Annotated in this window: 14 protein-coding genes; 10 read left to right on the top strand and 4 right to left on the bottom strand. The window is 40.0% G+C overall.

The window, feature by feature from the left end; all coding sequences use genetic code 11:
* Window positions 1-15: 15 nt before the first annotated feature.
* The 4 genes from kynB (at window position 16) to ACOT8F_RS08395 (ending at window position 5,415) form a co-directional block, all read left to right on the top strand.
* Window positions 16-642 carry an arylformamidase gene (gene kynB, locus ACOT8F_RS08410; protein ID WP_421651212.1) on the top strand — a complete coding sequence of 209 codons (627 nt, stop codon included), beginning with the start codon at window positions 16-18 and terminating at the stop codon, window positions 640-642.
* A 141-nt stretch (window positions 643-783) separates the two neighbouring features.
* Window positions 784-2,517 (top strand): M14 family zinc carboxypeptidase, encoded by a 1,734-nt coding sequence (locus ACOT8F_RS08405; RefSeq protein ID WP_421651210.1) that lies wholly within the window; start codon window positions 784-786, stop codon window positions 2,515-2,517.
* Between the two features lie 229 nt (window positions 2,518-2,746).
* Window positions 2,747-3,844, top strand: a complete 1,098-nt coding sequence (locus tag ACOT8F_RS08400) for an NlpC/P60 family protein (RefSeq protein WP_421651208.1) — start codon at window positions 2,747-2,749, stop codon at window positions 3,842-3,844.
* Between the two features lie 98 nt (window positions 3,845-3,942).
* Complete coding sequence (locus tag ACOT8F_RS08395; protein ID WP_421651207.1) at window positions 3,943-5,415, top strand: transglycosylase SLT domain-containing protein; 1,473 nt, start codon at window positions 3,943-3,945, stop codon at window positions 5,413-5,415.
* A gap of 192 nt (window positions 5,416-5,607) precedes the next feature.
* On the opposite strand, the gene ACOT8F_RS08390 is transcribed toward ACOT8F_RS08395, so the two are convergent.
* Window positions 5,608-6,651, bottom strand: coding sequence for an acyltransferase (locus ACOT8F_RS08390; protein ID WP_421651205.1), 1,044 nt, complete (start codon window positions 6,649-6,651; stop codon window positions 5,608-5,610).
* Window positions 6,652-6,812: 161 nt separating this feature from the next.
* Here ACOT8F_RS08390 and ACOT8F_RS08385 point away from each other — a divergent pair, with 161 nt between their 5' ends.
* The 5 genes from ACOT8F_RS08385 (at window position 6,813) to pstA (ending at window position 12,584) form a co-directional block, all read left to right on the top strand.
* Window positions 6,813-7,733 carry a CAP domain-containing protein gene (locus ACOT8F_RS08385; protein ID WP_421651204.1) on the top strand — a complete coding sequence of 307 codons (921 nt, stop codon included), beginning with the start codon at window positions 6,813-6,815 and terminating at the stop codon, window positions 7,731-7,733.
* A gap of 290 nt (window positions 7,734-8,023) precedes the next feature.
* Window positions 8,024-9,790 (top strand): stalk domain-containing protein, encoded by a 1,767-nt coding sequence (locus ACOT8F_RS08380; protein WP_421651202.1) that lies wholly within the window; start codon window positions 8,024-8,026, stop codon window positions 9,788-9,790.
* 29 nt (window positions 9,791-9,819) lie between these two features.
* Window positions 9,820-10,680 (top strand): phosphate ABC transporter substrate-binding protein, encoded by an 861-nt coding sequence (locus ACOT8F_RS08375; protein ID WP_421651200.1) that lies wholly within the window; start codon window positions 9,820-9,822, stop codon window positions 10,678-10,680.
* A 75-nt stretch (window positions 10,681-10,755) separates the two neighbouring features.
* Window positions 10,756-11,685 carry a phosphate ABC transporter permease subunit PstC gene (pstC, locus tag ACOT8F_RS08370; RefSeq protein WP_421651199.1) on the top strand — a complete coding sequence of 310 codons (930 nt, stop codon included), beginning with the start codon at window positions 10,756-10,758 and terminating at the stop codon, window positions 11,683-11,685.
* A complete protein-coding gene (pstA, locus tag ACOT8F_RS08365) occupies window positions 11,685-12,584 on the top strand; it encodes a phosphate ABC transporter permease PstA (RefSeq protein ID WP_421651198.1) in 900 nt (299 codons plus the stop codon). Before pstC ends, pstA begins: the two co-directional genes overlap by 1 nt.
* 65 nt (window positions 12,585-12,649) lie before the next feature.
* Here pstA and ACOT8F_RS08360 read toward each other — a convergent pair whose 3' ends face one another.
* The 3 genes from ACOT8F_RS08360 to secA2 form a co-directional block, all read right to left on the bottom strand.
* Window positions 12,650-13,015, bottom strand: a complete 366-nt coding sequence (locus ACOT8F_RS08360; protein ID WP_421651196.1) for a VOC family protein — start codon at window positions 13,013-13,015, stop codon at window positions 12,650-12,652.
* Between the two features lie 80 nt (window positions 13,016-13,095).
* Complete coding sequence (locus tag ACOT8F_RS08355; RefSeq protein WP_421651194.1) at window positions 13,096-13,902, bottom strand: accessory Sec system S-layer assembly protein; 807 nt, start codon at window positions 13,900-13,902, stop codon at window positions 13,096-13,098.
* Window positions 13,899-16,268 carry an accessory Sec system translocase SecA2 gene (secA2, locus tag ACOT8F_RS08350; RefSeq protein ID WP_421651193.1) on the bottom strand — a complete coding sequence of 790 codons (2,370 nt, stop codon included), beginning with the start codon at window positions 16,266-16,268 and terminating at the stop codon, window positions 13,899-13,901. The genes ACOT8F_RS08355 and secA2 overlap by 4 nt, the downstream gene beginning before the upstream one ends.
* 348 nt (window positions 16,269-16,616) lie before the next feature.
* Between secA2 and ACOT8F_RS08345 the strand changes: the two genes are divergently transcribed.
* The gene (locus ACOT8F_RS08345; RefSeq protein ID WP_421651192.1) at window positions 16,617-17,726 is read left to right on the top strand and encodes a DegT/DnrJ/EryC1/StrS family aminotransferase; all 1,110 of its coding nucleotides are present in this window, start codon (window positions 16,617-16,619) and stop codon (window positions 17,724-17,726) included.
* The last annotated feature ends 55 nt before the right edge of the window (window positions 17,727-17,781 follow it).

The following is a 17,781-nucleotide window of genomic DNA, read 5'->3' as shown; positions in this document are numbered from 1 at the left end:
AAAGGGGCCTAACAAATGAATAAATGGATCGATGTTTCCCAGCCTTTAAACGAATCTGCTGCTACTTGGCCTGGTGATACGCCTTTTACCTATGAGGTCAGCTGGAGCAAAGAAGAGAGCGGGTCGGTAAATGTAGGTAAGCTTACAATGAGCATTCATACAGGAACTCATATTGATGCCCCGTTTCATTTTGATAATGAAGGGAAGCGGGTCAGAGATCTGGATCTTGAGTTGTATATAGGTAAAGCTCAAGTGGTTCATTTGCCTGTTAGGGAGTGTATTTCTCTTGAGGATCTTCAAGCTCTCGAACTAGCAGGAACAGAAAGACTGCTGATTAAAACAGGCTACTGGAAGGACCGCACTGATTTTCCAGAAAAAATCCCTCATATTGAGCCAATAGCAGCTGCATGGCTTGCCGGGAAGGGTGTGCGTCTCTTGGGACTTGATTTGCCGTCGGTTGATCCGATTGACAGCAAGGAATTGCCTGCCCATCACGCACTTGCTGCGAATGGTGTTCACATATTGGAGGGTCTTGTTTTAGATGATGCAGATGAAGGGGAGTATGAGCTTGCCGCATTGCCGCTTGCTCTAGAGGAAGCGGATGGCAGTCCTGTTAGAGCTGTTCTTCGGAAAATAGATTAAATGGACCGACGGAAACGTGATAGCCAGATTCGTATTTGTATAGGTCATTTTTTAGAGTTTGGCAGGTTGAGAGAGTAAAAAGACGATGACATACGAACCAGGCTTTGGAAAAGGCAGATAACAGAGAAAAGGGGAATGAATTTGAAAAAACAGATTCATATGATACTCTTGGCCATTGTCTTTTTCGGCTGTTTTACGGGTTTTAAGAAAGCGGAAGCTGCTTATTCCGTGAATCCAAATCAGATTTATACGTATGAACAAATGGTAAAAGATATTAAAGGTCTTGCAGCACAATATCCTGATATGATTCACTATAAAGTCATCGGCAAATCAGAATACGGGCGTGATCTGTATGCCGTATCCCTTGGTAAAGGTCCTGCATCCGTCTTTATGAATGGCTCACATCATGCCAGAGAGTGGATTACCACGAACTTAAACATGTTTATGCTTGATCAATATGCGAAGCTCTACAAATCTGGCGGATCCATTAATGGACTCCCTGCAAAAACCATCCTCAATGAATCTACTATATGGTTTGTTCCTATGGTCAATCCTGATGGTGTGACTCTTCAGCAATATGGCCCTAAAAAATTCCCGGCGGGCGACCGTTCGGCACTGCTTGCCATGAATAAAGGCAGCTCTGACTTTCACCGCTGGAAAGCGAATGCAAAGGGAGTAGACCTTAACAGGCAGTATGATGCCTACTGGAGTACGATCAAGGAAAATCCAGGCAAGCCTTCTTACGAAAATTTTAAAGGCTACTCTCCCGTTTCAGCCTCAGAAACAAAAGCAATCGTTGATTTTGTGAACAATCTAGTCCCTGAGATGGCAGTCAGCTATCACACAGCAGGCCAAATTATTTTCTGGAATTTCCACCAGACCGGCGCCATCTATACGAGAGATCAAACCTATGCCAATCAGCTTAGCCGAATGACTGGCTACGAGCTGTTTAATCCAGGTCCTAATCCTTCGGGCGGGGGTTTCACAGACTGGTTTCTTTTGCATTATAAAAAGCCTGCCTTTACCATTGAAATTACCCCTTATACTGGAGAAACAAGTGCACCCTTGTCTTACTTTAAGCAAGCATGGGAGGATAATAAGGATGTAGGTCTTTATATTGCAAAAGAAGGATATCGCCTTTATAAAGGCCGTGAAGGAAACAGCGCAGAAAAGACTTCTGAAGCCATTCAAAATCTTTTAAAATCAAGCCTTGCACTCCGGCCCTATTATTCAGATAACGTGAAGACAGCAGCTAATCTATATATCTCAAAAACGTTTGGTAATTTATATAGCCAGTCAGGAGAAGATTTGAAAAAGGCCGAAAAATTAGCTGGGACTATTCCGGATGCCTACCAAAAAACAGCCAATGATCAAATTCAGCAAGCTAAGGATAATCGTCTGAAGGCGGCCCGTTTTATTGATGCTGTCAGAACTGGAGATGTTCTCCGGGGAGCTGCAGGCCGTTTGAATGAATCGATCAAAGCAGGGCTTTTGAATGACCAGACTGTCTCTCAATATAAGGCTCTGTCCCAGTTTTTATCACCTTCAGAAGAGGTCGTTTCAAAAGTATCTGGAGAAAAAATAAGAGCTCTTTTTAGAGAAAAAGATATTTTACCTGCAAAGATTACTAGAGAAAGTACAATTTTTGAGAGTTCAAGATACCTGCTGCTGTTAGAGATCAAAAAAATGAAGGAAAATAATGCTTCAGAAACCTTGATTCAAGAGAAAATCGATATGTATGATCGCCTCAAAATTCGATCAGCAGAAATTAAAGCTGAGGGCAACAAACTTCATCCTGGGAAGTATCCAGAGCTTCCGGGCTTTGAGAAAACCCTGCAAAATATGTATGATGAAATTTTGGTGAAATCATTTTAAAATTCAAGGGAGGACTTAGGTCCTCTTTTTTATCTGTATACATAAAACTAGAATGCTAGTTACCCAACAAGAATAACTACCTAATAAATTTGCCGAATATTGCAATAATTAACCGATATTTAAGACAAACGTAATATTAATGTAATATTAGGGTGAGATGTAATGTAACTGTTAAACTATTCCTTCCTTCTCTCAGTTATACTGAGGAAGTGCAAAAGGAGTGAAGAACATGAGGAAAATGAAGAAACCGTTAATGATTTTAGGAATAGCTTCATCGATACTTTTTAGTTCATATCTGCCAAGTGCTGCAGCTGCGGAAGCATCATCTAATTCAGTAGTAGATATTAGCAAACAATACATAGGTGTAGATTATAAATGGGGCGGAACTACCCCAAGCGGATTTGATTGTTCTGGTTTTCTGGATTATGTGTACAATAAAGTTGGTATAGACCTGCCTCGTACTGCAGCAGGAATGTATTCTTCAAGCATGTTGTCAAAAGTAAATTCAAAACAGCCTGGTGATCTAGTCTTTTTCGCGACAACATCAAGTTCTGTTTCTCACGTTGGGATGTACATAGGTGACAACAAATTTATCCATGCATCCACTTCTCAAGGAGTAACAATCAGCTCTTTAGGAAACAGCTATTGGAGTCCAAGATACGTTGGAACAAAGCGCATCAATGGACAAGGTGTTGTTCTAGGAGCATCAACTGAAAATTATGTTCAGTCAGCCAAAGTATTATGGGACAAAATTCAGAAAAAAACGAGTTTAGATTCTTCTTTATTAGGGGAATACAATAGGTTGAAGCAAAAAAGCAAGGATTCTAGTTTTAAAGAATACATGCTGCGTTCTGCTCATTCCATTGATGGCATGAACACAGGCAGAAAGCTTGCTTCAGTGACAAAAGACCTTCAGTCTTCTATGATCTCAGTTCAAAAGCTTAATGATGAAACCTCTGCTGCTTACGACGATCTTTCCTCGCAGCTTAAAAAAACAGAAGCAACAATAGGTAAAATCTATGGTTCCAGTAACCGCAAAGTGTTCAATGACCATTTTGTCCAGCCCGCTAAGATTGCCCGGGAATCTGTTAAATACGAAGTATCCATGCATCGTTTGATGAATCAGATTGACTCTCTTGTTAAACAAGGAAAAAAACAAATGGCGATTGAACAGTTTGATAAGCTATCCCGCCTGGAAAACAGAGCCAAAGCGATTAAAGCAAGCGGAAACGCTCTTTACGCAGGCAGCTACAATGCGATGACACAAGTAAACAAAGACTTGAAAGTGCGTAAAGCTTCACTGAAAGTGAAAATTAATAAACTTTAAGAATAGTAGATGCCTTTCGGGGTATCTATTTTTTTTGTGTTGTAGTTGGAAAAAAATTCATGTAAGATGGTAGAAGATTGCAAGATGGAGGATGAGATGTGAAGAAACTACTAACTGCTGTTCTGGCTGCTTCTATTGTATTCGTGCCTGCTTCCTTTACTGCGAAAGCGGGGGGAGTTTATAAAGAACTAAGCTATTTTGAGAAAAAGTCACTTCTGACTAAAGTTGCATTGGAAGAGAACATTCCCCCTGAGATTTTAAAAGCTATAGCTTTAAATGAGTCAAAGATGATGCAATTTAAGAATGGGGAACCGAATGTTACAAAGGATGGCGGTATCGGGATCATGCAGGTGACACCTGATAGTCTTAATGATTATGAAAAAAAGAAACTTGATCTTAATCCAATAAAGCTTGTGGAAGATACAGAATACAATATCCGTAAGGGTGCTGCAATTTTAAAAATGAAGTGGGATCTGTCTGGAAAAAGCCTCCCTAGTGTTAATAATCACGATCCACGTAATCTGGAACATTGGTATTTTGCAGTGATGGCTTACAATGGCTTTTCAGAAAAAAATAATCCAAACACACATTCATCAACCTATCAAAACGATATTTATAATTATATTAAAAACAATGCTAAGCAATATCTTAATGATTTTCCCAAACCTGCACTAAAGGTAGATGAAAAGGGATCATTAAAGTATAAATTCAATGAAAACTGGGAATATGCCAACACTCCTTCTATGATGATGCTAAAACCGGGATATCAAGTTGTAACTAGAGTTGAAAGCAATTTAAGAGATAATGTTTCGGCTAATGCAAAGATTACAAAAATACCGGTTAATACTTTGGTTCAAATAACAGGTGAAGCAATAGAATCTCCTGAATTGAAGAATTTGTTTTCTTATTATCCTGTCAAAATTTTAGGGAAATCAGGATATATGGCTACATCTAATTTGAAAGCATTAACACTTCCAGTTCCTTTTCAAGATAAAAAACAATCATATCCTTACGGCGGTGTAGCTATCAATGAGAATGTCCCAATTTATCAGAAAGCAAATGGCAGCTTCAATCCTAGTTCTAAAAGCTTATTAAAAGGCACCCATAAAGATGTTATTGGAATAGAAAATGGGTACTATAAAATTGGCAGTAATGAATATGTCTTACATGATCCTAAGAAACTACAATTTGTAACAGGCAGACTATATATTAATGCTGATACACCAACACGTGTGCTGGAAACCACAGAAAATAGTGATGCAAATCATGTTCTAAAGAAAAATAAGAATTTTAATGTGAATGGAATTGATCAGAACTATTATTACTGGGGGACAAAAAATGGTCGTTTTCTTGTTGTTCCGAAAATGGGGAAAAATAGCTACAGCATAGGAAGGGCTCAGCCAAAAAAGAATGGTGTTCCTATGTACTATCCTAATTCTTCTAAAGTGTTCAAGCTCACACAGAAAAAAGAATTACTTAAAATTTTCAGAGTGGATGATGAGAAAAATATCTATGATTTAGGCAACGGCTACTACGTCAAAAAATCCGATGTAAACTACCTAACCTACTAAAATGAAAAAAGCTCGCCGTGGAAGGCGAGCTTTTGTTTTTCAAGATCTAAGGTTGTAAGAATATAATTGTCCAGCTCCAGCGCCTAGCCCCTCAAGGTCATAAGCCGTTCATCCAAAGAAAGGAAGTTCGCCTTTCTCCGGCTGACCGTCTTATGCTTGTCGGGGCTGTTCAAGGCCTTTCGCTTTTCTTATCTAATTAGGAACAAATGTCTTAACAACTGGAATAGCCTGCATAATTCTAACAGCGATCAGGCTAATGATAATCGTCAAGCCGGTCATTAATGGAATACCAATGATTGGGTGAAATGTAAAGGCATTGAGATTTAAGAATTTAGCGAGCAATAGGAAGATAAAAGGATGAATCAAATAGATTCCCATGCTTGCCCGGTTGATTGGATTTAATACACGAATCATCGTGCCTTCTTCCTTAAATCGGCTGCTCAAATGCTTAAACAACATAAAAACAGCAACAGAGGTAAACACGGTTGATACATTCAGATAATGATAGAAAAATCCATCAAATACGCCCTGATTTTTGTCAGTTAGGAAAACTGTTCCGCTAAGTGTAAGCACAAAACCAACAAGGCCGATCAAGTAGTAAATTTTTTGCGTAAGCTTACTGAAAGAATAATTGTAAAAATAGTAGCCCATGATGAAGTAACCGATATAGCCGCTTGCAGGAAATGCATCCATGCCGATCTTAATATGAAGAAACTTGGCAATTAGGCTGAAAACAGCTGTTGAAACAAACCATAGCACTAAAAAAAGCTCGATGTTTTTTCTTGATGTGTTTTTAATATAAACCTTTAAAATAGGTGTGATAAAATAAAGTCCAATAATCACATAGAGGAACCAAAGATGGTAGTAGACTTTATCCTCTAAAACTGCTTTGGCTGCAGCGCCTGGCTGCGGTTCGAGCTTGCCTGTTTTCATCTGAATCAATAAATAGAAAATGGACCAGGCAATAAAAGGAACAAGAACTTTAAAAGCTCTTTTTTTAAAGAAAGAGACCAAAGATTCCTGTTTCTTAGGATTGAGGAGCAATGCGCCGCTCATCATAAAGAAAATGGGTACGCACCAGCGGGTTAAGGTATCAAACATGTGTCCAACCCACCAATGATCTTCAGGCAACGATTTATACTGGTATAATATGGGAGCTGCTGCGTGAAGAAGGACAACACCGATTGTTGCGATCACTCGCAGCCAATCAAAATACATGATTCTGCTTCTGCTCATTTAATCACCTGCTTGTAATTTGCATACCAAACTATTATATAACCTAACATGAATAAAATGAAACCTCAAGGAGGTTCTATATTTTAACATAATTTCACAAGAAGTCCCTCTCTTAGTACGTGGTATAATAACAGGTAATCAATTGAAATGGAGTGAATCGATTGAAAAAGATCGCACATCTTTCTATGGCAATGGCAGCATTCATTCTGGTAATGACTCACCATTCTTCTGCTGAAGCGTCGAGCCTGGCGAAATCAGCGAGCAGGGAAGGCCAGACACTGCAAAGTCTGTCATATGAATTCAGCAAACAAGTAAAAGCAGGAAATGTTTATTCTATTAATAGTGAATATGATTCTCTCAGCAGCCAAATACTTCGGACAGAAGCTGCAATCGGCAAAGTCAGCGGTAAGGCATCTCGTGAAAAGATGAATCAAACATACATCAAGCCTGCTAAGATTTTAAAAGAGAGAGTTATCTATGAAGTATCTGAATACCGTCTGATGTATGATGCGGGAAGAGATATTCTGAGTGATAAAGGGAGCAGGGTCAAAGCGAAAACAGCAAAGCTTGACAGGTTAAGTAAAAGAGCAGCGCAAATTAAAGAGGCCGGACATTACACTCCGCTTCCTTCTATAGTAAACCGATATTTAAATGGTATGGCTGGTATGCTCAAAAAAGGTACCTTTATTGAAAAAACACCTGGTCGAGGAAAAGTGAATTCTTTTGAATATGATGTTTTTCTTCTGACAAATATGGAAAGACAAAAACAGAGTCTTCCTCAGCTGACCCTTAAAGTAAATCTAGCATCAATTGCAAAAGAGAAATCACGCGATATGTATAGAAATGGGTATTTTGACCATCAATCACCTACTTATGGAAGTCCTTTTCAAATGATGCAAAGATACCACATTTCCTATCAATATGCAGGAGAAAACATTGCTATGGGATACTGTACCCCGCAAGATGCAGTCAGCGGATGGATGCATAGTGAAGATCATAGAGAAAATATATTGCGAAAAACGTTCACAAAGATTGGTACTGGATATGATCAATACTACTGGACGCAAATGTTCACAGGATAATAATAAATATAAGAAACTGCCCAATAAATTCATATTGGGCAGTTTTTTTATGGTGAAAATCTTATTTAGGAATATTTAACTAGATAAACACAGAGACAAACTATTCAGATTTATTACACAAAAATCCAATTTATTAACATTAATTTACATATAATCCAAAATTAAACTTACTTCCAAACCTGCTTAATATTCTGAGAATATAATTACTTTGACTTAGAGAATTGGTAGTTTTTAAAAGTTTAGGAACTATTAAACTGTCAAAAGTAACAGAATTCAAGGAGGCATAAAGGATGAAACGTGAGATTACCAGCTTAGTGATTGCTTCTGCAGTTGTTGCAGGAAGTGCATTTAGCCCTGTTGCTATAAAAGCTAGTGCTGCTAGTGTTCAACAGAAGCAAACGGTAGTACAAGAAATGGTTTTTGTTAATGGCAAAGCAATGAATGTGCATTCGGTTATGTGGAAAGGCCATAAGCTTCACTCTGTAGACGATTTGGCAAAAGTAATGTCTGCAACGAAAATGTATGACAAAAAGTCTAAAAGCTGGATCATTGCTAAAGGCAGCGGCAAAAGCAAAAAATGGATTACTATCAAAAACAACGGAATGATCTTCGTTAACAACAAAAAATCCAAAACTATGGCTGCTTTAGCCGGCAAGTCCTTCTTCATGGATGCAAGCATGTTTGTTACTGTATTTGGCGGCGGTTTAATGGCTGACAAAAACGTTCTTATCTCTCAAAAAGGTGCCATCACAGCAAAAAACTTCCAAGTGAATGTTGACGGCACACTTCAAACAATGAAATCTCTTCGTGTAAACGGTAAATACCTTTACTCTGTACAAGATGCTGCTAAAGCAATCGGCGGTACTGCATCAGTCAAAGGTATGAATGTTATTTTGAAAAAAGATACAGCAACTGTAACTATGGCAGCTGGTTCTAATGTTGTGATGGTGAACGGCAAAGCAATGACGCTTAAAGAGTACCCTGTAATAGCTAAAGGTGTTGTATACGCTGACCTCAATACAATTGTTAACGCTCTTGGCGGAGATATGGTTAAAGGCGACAGCGGTTATGTAGTGATGAAAATGAAGCTAATGGGCGGAGATACTTTCGACCCTGAAGTTCTTAACGACAGAACTGTACTTGTTTCTAACGATGAAGGCGACACAGAAGCTACTTATCTTTTAGACTCAGTGACTAAAAAAGTTATCAAGAAATTCGAAGGTACTGAATTCTCTATTTCCCCTGATAAGAAACAAGCTATTTACTCAGATGAAAAAGGATTTGCTCATCTAGTAGACCTTGTAATGGGAACAGATAAACAGCTAAGTGCTGATGAAGATTCAATTAAAACAGAATACATTTGGTCAAAAGATGGACAAAAAGTTTACGCGTTGCAAAATGATAAAGCTGACACAATTGTACAAATAGATCTTACAACTGGTGCAGCGACTAAAGTATTCGGCGATGGTGTTCCTTACAAATCAGATCTTCATATCACTGCTGATGGCCAAAAACTTCTTTACGTAGTTGGTAAAGAAGCTAAAACAGACACAGTAGATGATGGAAATGGCGGAACTGATGTTACAGGTATCCATACAGAAGGCACTGAACCTCAAGTTAATGTGATTGATTTGACTGCTGAAACAAAAACGGCTGCTGCAGTTACAAAATCGGCTGATAACAAAGTATTCCCAGGATTCCTAAATGACGGAACAATTGTTTATGTAAGTGCAAAAGCTGACGATGACAAAGCTCTTCCTGTTTTAAACATGATTGGAAAAGATAATTCTGAAACAGCACTTCTTTCTGGAAAAGATATTATTTCTACTCAAATTTTCGAGCAAGGATCCATTCTTGTGCTGACTGCTGAAGCAAACGGTTCTGCCATATATGAAATCAATCCAGATACTAAAAAAGTAACTCAATTGGTTAAAACGGATCTAGAACTTACTTCATTCAACTGGACGATGGCTGGACTTGCTGTGACAGCTCCTGGTATGGACGGAGACAAAGTACTGGTTTACAAAAACAATGGATTCACTGCTTTAACAAAATAAATAAACCCTATTAAAGGAGACGAACAAACATGAAATTAGTAAAACGTTTATCCATCGCTACTATGGCCCTTGCTGCTACTGTCGGATTTACTTTTGGGGGAACAAATCAAGCTGACGCTGCCAGCGTTTCTGGTAAAGTTGTAATCGCTGGTTCTACTGCGCTTCTTCCATTGACTCAAACAGCTGCAAAAGAATTCAAACGCTCTAACCCGCGTGTATCGATCTCAGTTTCTGGTTCATCTTCAATTGCAGGACCTCAATCTGTATCTAAAGGTTCTTCTACAATCGGAGCATGTGACTGGAATGCTACTACAGCTGTACCTGGATTCAGCGCGTTCAAAGGTCTTTCTGCTTACAGAATCGCTGTTATTCCTTTCGCAACAATCGTAAACTCTAAAAACCCTGTTAAAAACCTTTCTACAGCTCAATTGCAAGGGATTTTCTCTGGAAAAATTACTAACTGGAGCAAAGTTGGCGGCAAGAACGCTCCAATCGTAGTTGTAAACCGTAAATTTGGTTCAGGTACTCGTGTAAACTACAACCTTAAAGCTCTTAAAGGCGCTCGAATGATGACAAAAGGCGCTAACTACACAGAAGCTGGAAAAAGCGGTGAAATGGTTTCTGCTGTAACGTCTAATGCAAATGCAATCGGTTATGTTGACCTTCCATATGTAAAAGGCGGAATCAAAGCTGTTTCTTATAACGGTGTTGCACCATCAGCTTCTACAATCCGAGCTGGCAAATACCCAGTTTGGGGTTACGGTTACCTTCTAACTAAAGGAAAAGCAAAAGGTGCTAATGCAGCATTCATCTCTTATGTAACAAGCTCTAAATTCCAAAACGGTTCATTGAAAAAATTGAAATTCATCCCTGTAAAAGGCGCAAGATAAATAAGTAAGTACCCTTTTAAATCATGAGGGCCAGCTCCCGCGGGGGCTGGCTTTACATTAGTTTCGGAGGAAATTATGGCGAAGATCGAACAAGAGCTGCAGATAAGACCCCAAAGCACCAGCCAAAAGGGAAAAAACAGCAGTAAGTATGTAAAAAACCGTATATTCAACATTTTCACTCTTTCAAGTGCGTTAATTTTAGGATTAGTTTTGCTTGCTATTATTATTTTCATTGGAAAAACAGGCCTTCTGGTTTTTAAAGATGTATCCCCTATGGAGTTCTTCTTTTCTCTAAACTGGGACCCCGATAATGCTAATGAGTTCGGTGCAGGCGTGTTTATCATTGGTACATTCGCATTAACTGGACTTACTCTCCTGATCGTAACTCCTCTATCTATTGGATTGGCTGTTTTTACTGTTGAAATTGCTCCAGCCTGGCTAAAGAAAATAATGAGACCAACGCTTGATTTGCTTGTTGGTATTCCATCTATTGTATATGGATATTTAGGCCTTACGATCTTAATCCCGTTTATCAGGCAGGTTTCCGGAAGTGCTGTAGGTAATGGTCTTTTGGCTGCGTCTCTTGTTTTAACGATTATGGTATTGCCTACTATTACACGAATCAGTGATGATGCGATCACAGCTGTTCCAAGAGAACTGCGTGAAGCGAGCTATGCGATGGGAAGCACCCGTTTTCAAGCGATCTTCCGCGTTATCCTTCCTTCTGCAAAGCAGGGGATCATATCAGCTGTCATCTTGGGTATGGCCCGTTCTTTAGGTGAAACAATGGCTGTTGTTATGGTTATTGGAGGAGCGGTTCAGCTTCCTCCTGATTTGTTCACATCAACACACGTCCTGACAAGTTATATCGTAAGCTTTATCGTAGATGTTCAAGCAGGATCAACTTACTATAATGCTCTTTATATGATGGCATTCTTGCTTCTTATCATCTCGATGATCATGATTGTCATCATTCGAAGACTTCGAACAAAAGGGGTTTCATAATGGAAGCAGCAGCTGGAAAAAACATAAAAAAACGAAAAGCAAGATATACGCTGGATAAATTGTTTACAGGATTATTGTGGGTTGTTATGATTGCCATCTTTGCAGTGATTTTTGCTATGCTCTTTAAGATTATGGCAAAAGGGTTAATGCTTCTAACACCAGATTTCTTCTGGAAGCTGCCGGATGATATTGAAGTAGGCGGGGGAATCGGGCCTTACCTTTTCAACTCTTTCTACGTGTTAATCATTTCTCTGATTATCTCCATTCCTATTGGGGTTGGATCTGGAATTTACCTTGCTGAATATGCTCCTCAAAACCGTTTCACTGAATTTATCAGAACGTGTGTTGAGAGCCTGGCTTCTGTTCCATCCATTGTTTTTGGTGTATTTGGGTATATGCTGTTTGTTGATACGTTCCAAGTCGGTCAAACGATCCTTGGTGCTGGAGTAACCCTTGCCCTATTAAATCTCCCGGTCATCGCCCGTGTAACAGAAGAGGCAATCCAATCTGTTCCGAGAGAATTGAGAGAGGCCTCTTATGCAATGGGTGCAACAAAATCAATAACGATTAACCGCGTTGTCATCCCTGCTGCACTCTCTGGTATTCTAACAGGAATCAGTCTTGCGGCATGCCGCGCATTTGGTGAATCGGCTATCATCCTTCTTGCAGGCGGAACGAACTTTTCTGGTGCAATGGGAGACTTTAACCTGACTTCACCAGGCGGAACGCTTCCTGTTTACCTATGGTACATTCAATCAACAGGTCTTGTAGCAGATGCCTCCCAAATAGCGGATAAATCGGCAGCCATTCTTGTAGTTATCGTTCTTGGTATCAGTTTATTAACGAGAGTTCCAATCTGGATTCGGGATAACAGCATGAAACGCAGACCATCGAAATAATCGAATATCCAAATCAAAAGCTTAAGGAAAAATGACCTCCTTAAGCTTTTGATTTATGTATCCCTTTAAACGTTCGGATTTACTTCAGAAAGGCCAAACAGCAAGCCTTGGGTATCTAAGCAATAGGCAATGTAGCCCATCCCTGCTATAGCTGTTTTTGGTACGACAATTTTTCCGCCATTTTCCTCAACCTTTTTCATGTACTCTTCTACAGATGGGACCTCTATTGAATTAGTCGTTCTTGAAGCACCATCAGGAGATTTCATTAGTCCTCCATCAATACCAGGGCTATCTTTTTCGCCTGACGTAATAAACCAATAATCTTGCGGTCCAGGAATTTTTTCGAATTTCCAGCCAAAGCTGTTTGAATAAAACTCAATTGCTTTCTCGGGATTGGGTACTTGAAAATCAAATCTCAGTACTCTGTTCATTTTAAAGCCTCCTCATTTGTTAATCAAAAGTTCCCTTCAATAAAAAGACATTCGCCAAATTACAGCGAATGTCCTTTCGATCAATTGTTACTTGGCGGGTAAACCTTCCAGGCAGATAAATCTATTTCCTCTTTATTGAGTAATTCCTTAGGGAAGATAAAAGTCCACGGCTTGCTCGTATTGGCGTTTACTTCTAATCCGGCAGTTTGGAAGGCTCCTCTTGCAATGATTTCGCCTGTCGCATCTTCTACCACTAACGGCAGCTGCTCAAGCTGTATGTTTTTCATGCTTCCGTTTCGGATCAGAAGCGTCACATGCAAATCCTTTTGTTCCGTGAGAAGTGCTTCGAGTCCCATAATGTTGACTTCGTTCGGTTTAACCGGTTCAATGTTTTGAACAAGCTGCTGAAGCTTCGCTGTTTGCTCCTGTGAAATACTATTTTTCCATGACTCGTCCAAATCCAGCTTATGTTCATTGCGTGATTTCAATTCAAACGCTATTGTCCATCCGGAAGAAGGTACTGTTTTACCATCTATTAAAGAATCATGGTCAAAAATGAATCGCCAAGGTCTCGCACTCATTGAAGGAAGCTCGCCGAACCGCTCCATGTCAAATGTTTCTCTTGCAACTACCTGCTGTTCCTCATCAAGCAATAGGAGCTGCAGCATTTCAAATTTAATCGGCTGGGGAACAGTGCTTCGAATAAAGCCCGTAATGGTGAAAAAATCATCATATTCTTCAAGCTTAAAGCCTGTAATGGAAATTTGGTTTTCCTTCAGCTCAGGAAGCTGGTAGAGGTGAAATTGATAAACATATTGTTCTTGTTTGCTAATATCCCAGTCGGAGTGGATGGAAAGTGCTGTTTTTAACTTTGTGTCTGCTGTCATGCCTCTTGACCCTCCTCTTCCTGTGCTTTCATTATTAATGTCCGAAGATTCACCAGCAATTGATAGCGGTAATCTCTGAGCATGCCTTCAAATGCCTGGAATGCTTCAAGCTGGAATAAACGATAAGGATCTTCCTGGCCATATCCTCTTAACCCGATTCCATCCTTCAGTTCATCCATCACATCAAGGTGCCTGATCCAAGCTTCGTCTAGCAATGAGAGGGCAAATCCTTTGGCTGTATGAACCATCTCTTCATTTTCAGCAATTAATGAAAGACTTGTTCTGTAATTCACCAAATCTTCATCCATGAACAGTTCCAGTTCTCTGCGGTCTTTTTCATTCAGATCATCCACATTATAGCTTGTGTTCATCATTGAGTGAATCCGCCCGTGCAAATATTCGTAATCCACATTTTCCTTCATGCCTGCCTCGAAGAAGAAGCCATCCATAATGTCTTTATAAGCTTGTTCAAATTGTTCCATAATATATGGTAGAAACTCGGTATCTTTTAAAATATCATTTCGGATTCCATAAACCGCTTTTCGCTGCTGATCAAGATGATCTTCAAGCTTTAAAAGATGCACACGTCCGGAAAAATGATTATTTTCTACGCTTTCCTGCACTTTATTCATAAACTTCCTTGGATCCGGTGATGTAATAAATCCGGTTTCGTCTGTTTGCAGTTTTTTGACCCATTTCTCCAGCTCTTCATCGTCATACTGATTTAAAAGGTCATCCTCAAGTGAGACGATAAATTGAGAGGAGCCGGGATCACCTTGGCGTCCTGCGCGTCCTCGAAGCTGCATGTCAATCCGCTTGCTTTCATGTCGCTCGGTACCCAAAATGTGAAGCCCGCCAATCTCAGAAACACCTTCACCAAGTAAAATGTCCGTTCCTCGCCCAGCCATATTAGTAGAAATGGTAATTTGGCCTTTTTGTCCTGCAATGGAGATCATTCTTGCTTCCTGTTCCTCTGTTTTAGCGTTCAGCAGGGAGTGCGGTATGCTTGCTTTCGTCAGGATCTCAGAAACTTTTTCAGATTGTTTGATGGAAGTGGTCCCGATCAGGATTGGTCTTCCTGTTGCGTGAATCGTTTTGACTTCTTCGACAACCCTTTGATATTTATCCTTCAGAGTAGCATAGACAAGATCCGGCCCATCGCGGCGGATATTCGGTCTGTTTGTCGGAATTTCAATCACATCAAGATGATAAATATCCATAAATTCCTTCTGTGCAGGAAGGGCACTTCCTGTCATGCCTGAAAGGACCTGGTACATCCTAAAGTAATTCTGAACGGTAACTGTCGCTTGCGTCAGATTTTCCTCATTGATTTCCAGTCCTTCTTTTGCTTCAATCGCCTGATGAAGGCCGTTGCTTAAGTTTCTACCTTCCATCACACGTCCCGTAAAGGCATCAACCAGTTCTACCTTGCCTTCTTTGACGATGTAGTCCACATCTCGTCTTAGAATAAATTCTGCCTGGAGGGATTGATTTAAATAATGGTAAAGAATTTGATGCTCAGCTGAATAGAGATTATCAATGCCAAACATGTTTTCTACCTTTAACATGCCTTCTTCTTTCATGTGAACCTGGCGGGAAGGAAGATCTACTTCTACCTCTTCTCCAATCTTGAAGGACTTTGCAAGCATCGCTGTGATATGGAAAAGCTCAGTTGATGCTCCGGATTTGTTCGCGATAATAAGCGGGGTTCTCGCTTCATCAATCAGGATGCTGTCAATCTCATCAATGATTGTATAAGCTTGTCCGCGCTGTACTTTTTGAGAAAGATGAGAAACCATATTGTCGCGCAGATAATCAAACCCGAACTCATTGCCTGTTCCGTATGTAATGTCGCAGCGATAAGCTTCCTGTTTTACAGGAACATCAGTACCGGATTGATTTAAGCCGACTGTTAATCCAAGAAAGCGATGGATTTGGCCCATTAATTCAAAGTCGCGTTTGGCAAGGTATTCATTGGATGTAATAACATGTACTCCCTTTCCAAATAAAGCGAAAAGAAAGCTTGGCAGAGTGGATACGAGGGTTTTCCCTTCCCCGGTCTGCATTTGGGCAATGCTGCCGTCTGAAAGGACAAGGCCGCCAATTAGCTGAACATCATAATGGCGCAGGCCAATCGTTCGTTTGGCTGCTTCACGGACAATTGCAAAAGCGTGCGGACGGATCTCTTCCATTGATGCGCCGCCTTGGAGGGATTCCTTAAGTTCAGAGGTTTTTAACTGAAGTTCTTCGTCTGAAAACGTTGAGTAAGTCGCTTCCAGTGCGTTGATTTTCTCTACGGATCGATATAGTTTTTTTGTTTCGGAACGGGATTTAAGTTCCATGTATTTGTTATATAGTAGTGACATCTTAGACGCGCTCCCATTTTTAAGTATCAATAATCTCCGTCATTATAACATAGTTCGCAAAAATCATTGGCAGAATTTCAATTATTTGCTTAGGAAATATCAGCCTCAAAGCAAGAGTAGTATTTAATTTTTAAAGCAATTGTGATATTGTGTACTAGGTAGTTTTTAATATAGCAACGCAAAAAAGGGCATGCTGTACTTAGGAAGATTTTATATATAAAGGAAGAAATGCGGATTTTGCCTTTAAATTGTAACGTAATCGTTCGACATGCGCTGACAAAAAACTGCTATAGTGTGCTAAAATGAATGAGTGTTTGACCATTAATACTATTAAGGAGAAGATAGTGTATGAAAGTGCCTATGTTAGATCTTTCCGAACAATATATGAACTTGCGGGATGAAATGCTGCAGGTGATGGATGAAGTAATGAAATCCTCCCGATTCATCCTGGGTGATAATGTGAAAAAATTAGAATCTGACGTAGCCGAAACGAGCAATGTGCCTTACGCAGTTGGAGTAGCCAACGGAAGCGACGCATTACATATTTCACTGCAGGCTTGCGGTGTAAAAGCAGGCGATGAAGTTATTACAACTCCATTTACATTCTTTGCAACAGCTGGTGCCATTGCACGCTGTGGAGCAAAGCCTGTATTCGTGGACATCGATCCTGTAACATTTAATATTGATCCAACTCTTATTGAAGAAAAAATCACACCAAATACAAAAGCAATCATTCCGGTTCATCTATATGGCCAAATGGCTGAAATGGATAAAATCATGGAGATTGCTGAAAAGCATAATCTTTATGTTGTCGAGGATGCCGCTCAGGCAATTGGTGCAACTTATAAAGGAAAGAAAACTGGTGAGTATGGCCATACAGCAACTTACAGCTTCTTCCCTACAAAAAACCTTGGTGCATACGGCGATGCAGGAATGATCGTTACAAAACACCAAGAAATAGCTGATGAAATGAGAGTAATCCGCGTACATGGCGCAAAAAGAAAATATTACCATGACATCCTGGGCTATAACAGCCGTCTTGATGAGCTTCAGGCCGCAATCTTAAATGTGAAATTCCCTCACTTAAGCGAGTGGACAGAAAAGCGCAGAGCGCATGCTGACCGCTATACTAGATTGCTGAAGGAACGCCTTGGCACAAAGGTTGTCACACCTATCGAAGAAAGCGACCGCTACCATGTTTTCCACCAATACACAATCCGTGTGGAAAGACGCAATGAGCTTCAGGAATTCCTGAAGGAAAACGGCGTAGCAACTATGATCTATTATCCAAAGCCGCTTCATATTCAGCCGGTATTTGCTGACCTTGGCTTTAAAGAGGGAGATTTCCCGATTTCTGAGCAGGCTGCAATGGAAGCTATTTCTCTTCCGATGTTCCCTGAATTAACAGAAGAGATGCAGGATATTGTCGTAGACGCGATCGAAAAATTCTATAAGTAAGACGCATTTCTAGTCGGCAGGGGCACCCCCTCTGCTGATCATCTTATATATATCT

It is taken from the genome of Chryseobacillus diguaensis, from assembly GCF_049220665.1.
In the GTDB taxonomy this organism is placed as follows: Bacteria; Bacillota; Bacilli; order Bacillales; family Bacillaceae; genus Metabacillus_B.
Note: the sequence above shows the minus strand (reverse complement) of the source record. Positions and strands in the feature narration are given on the sequence as shown.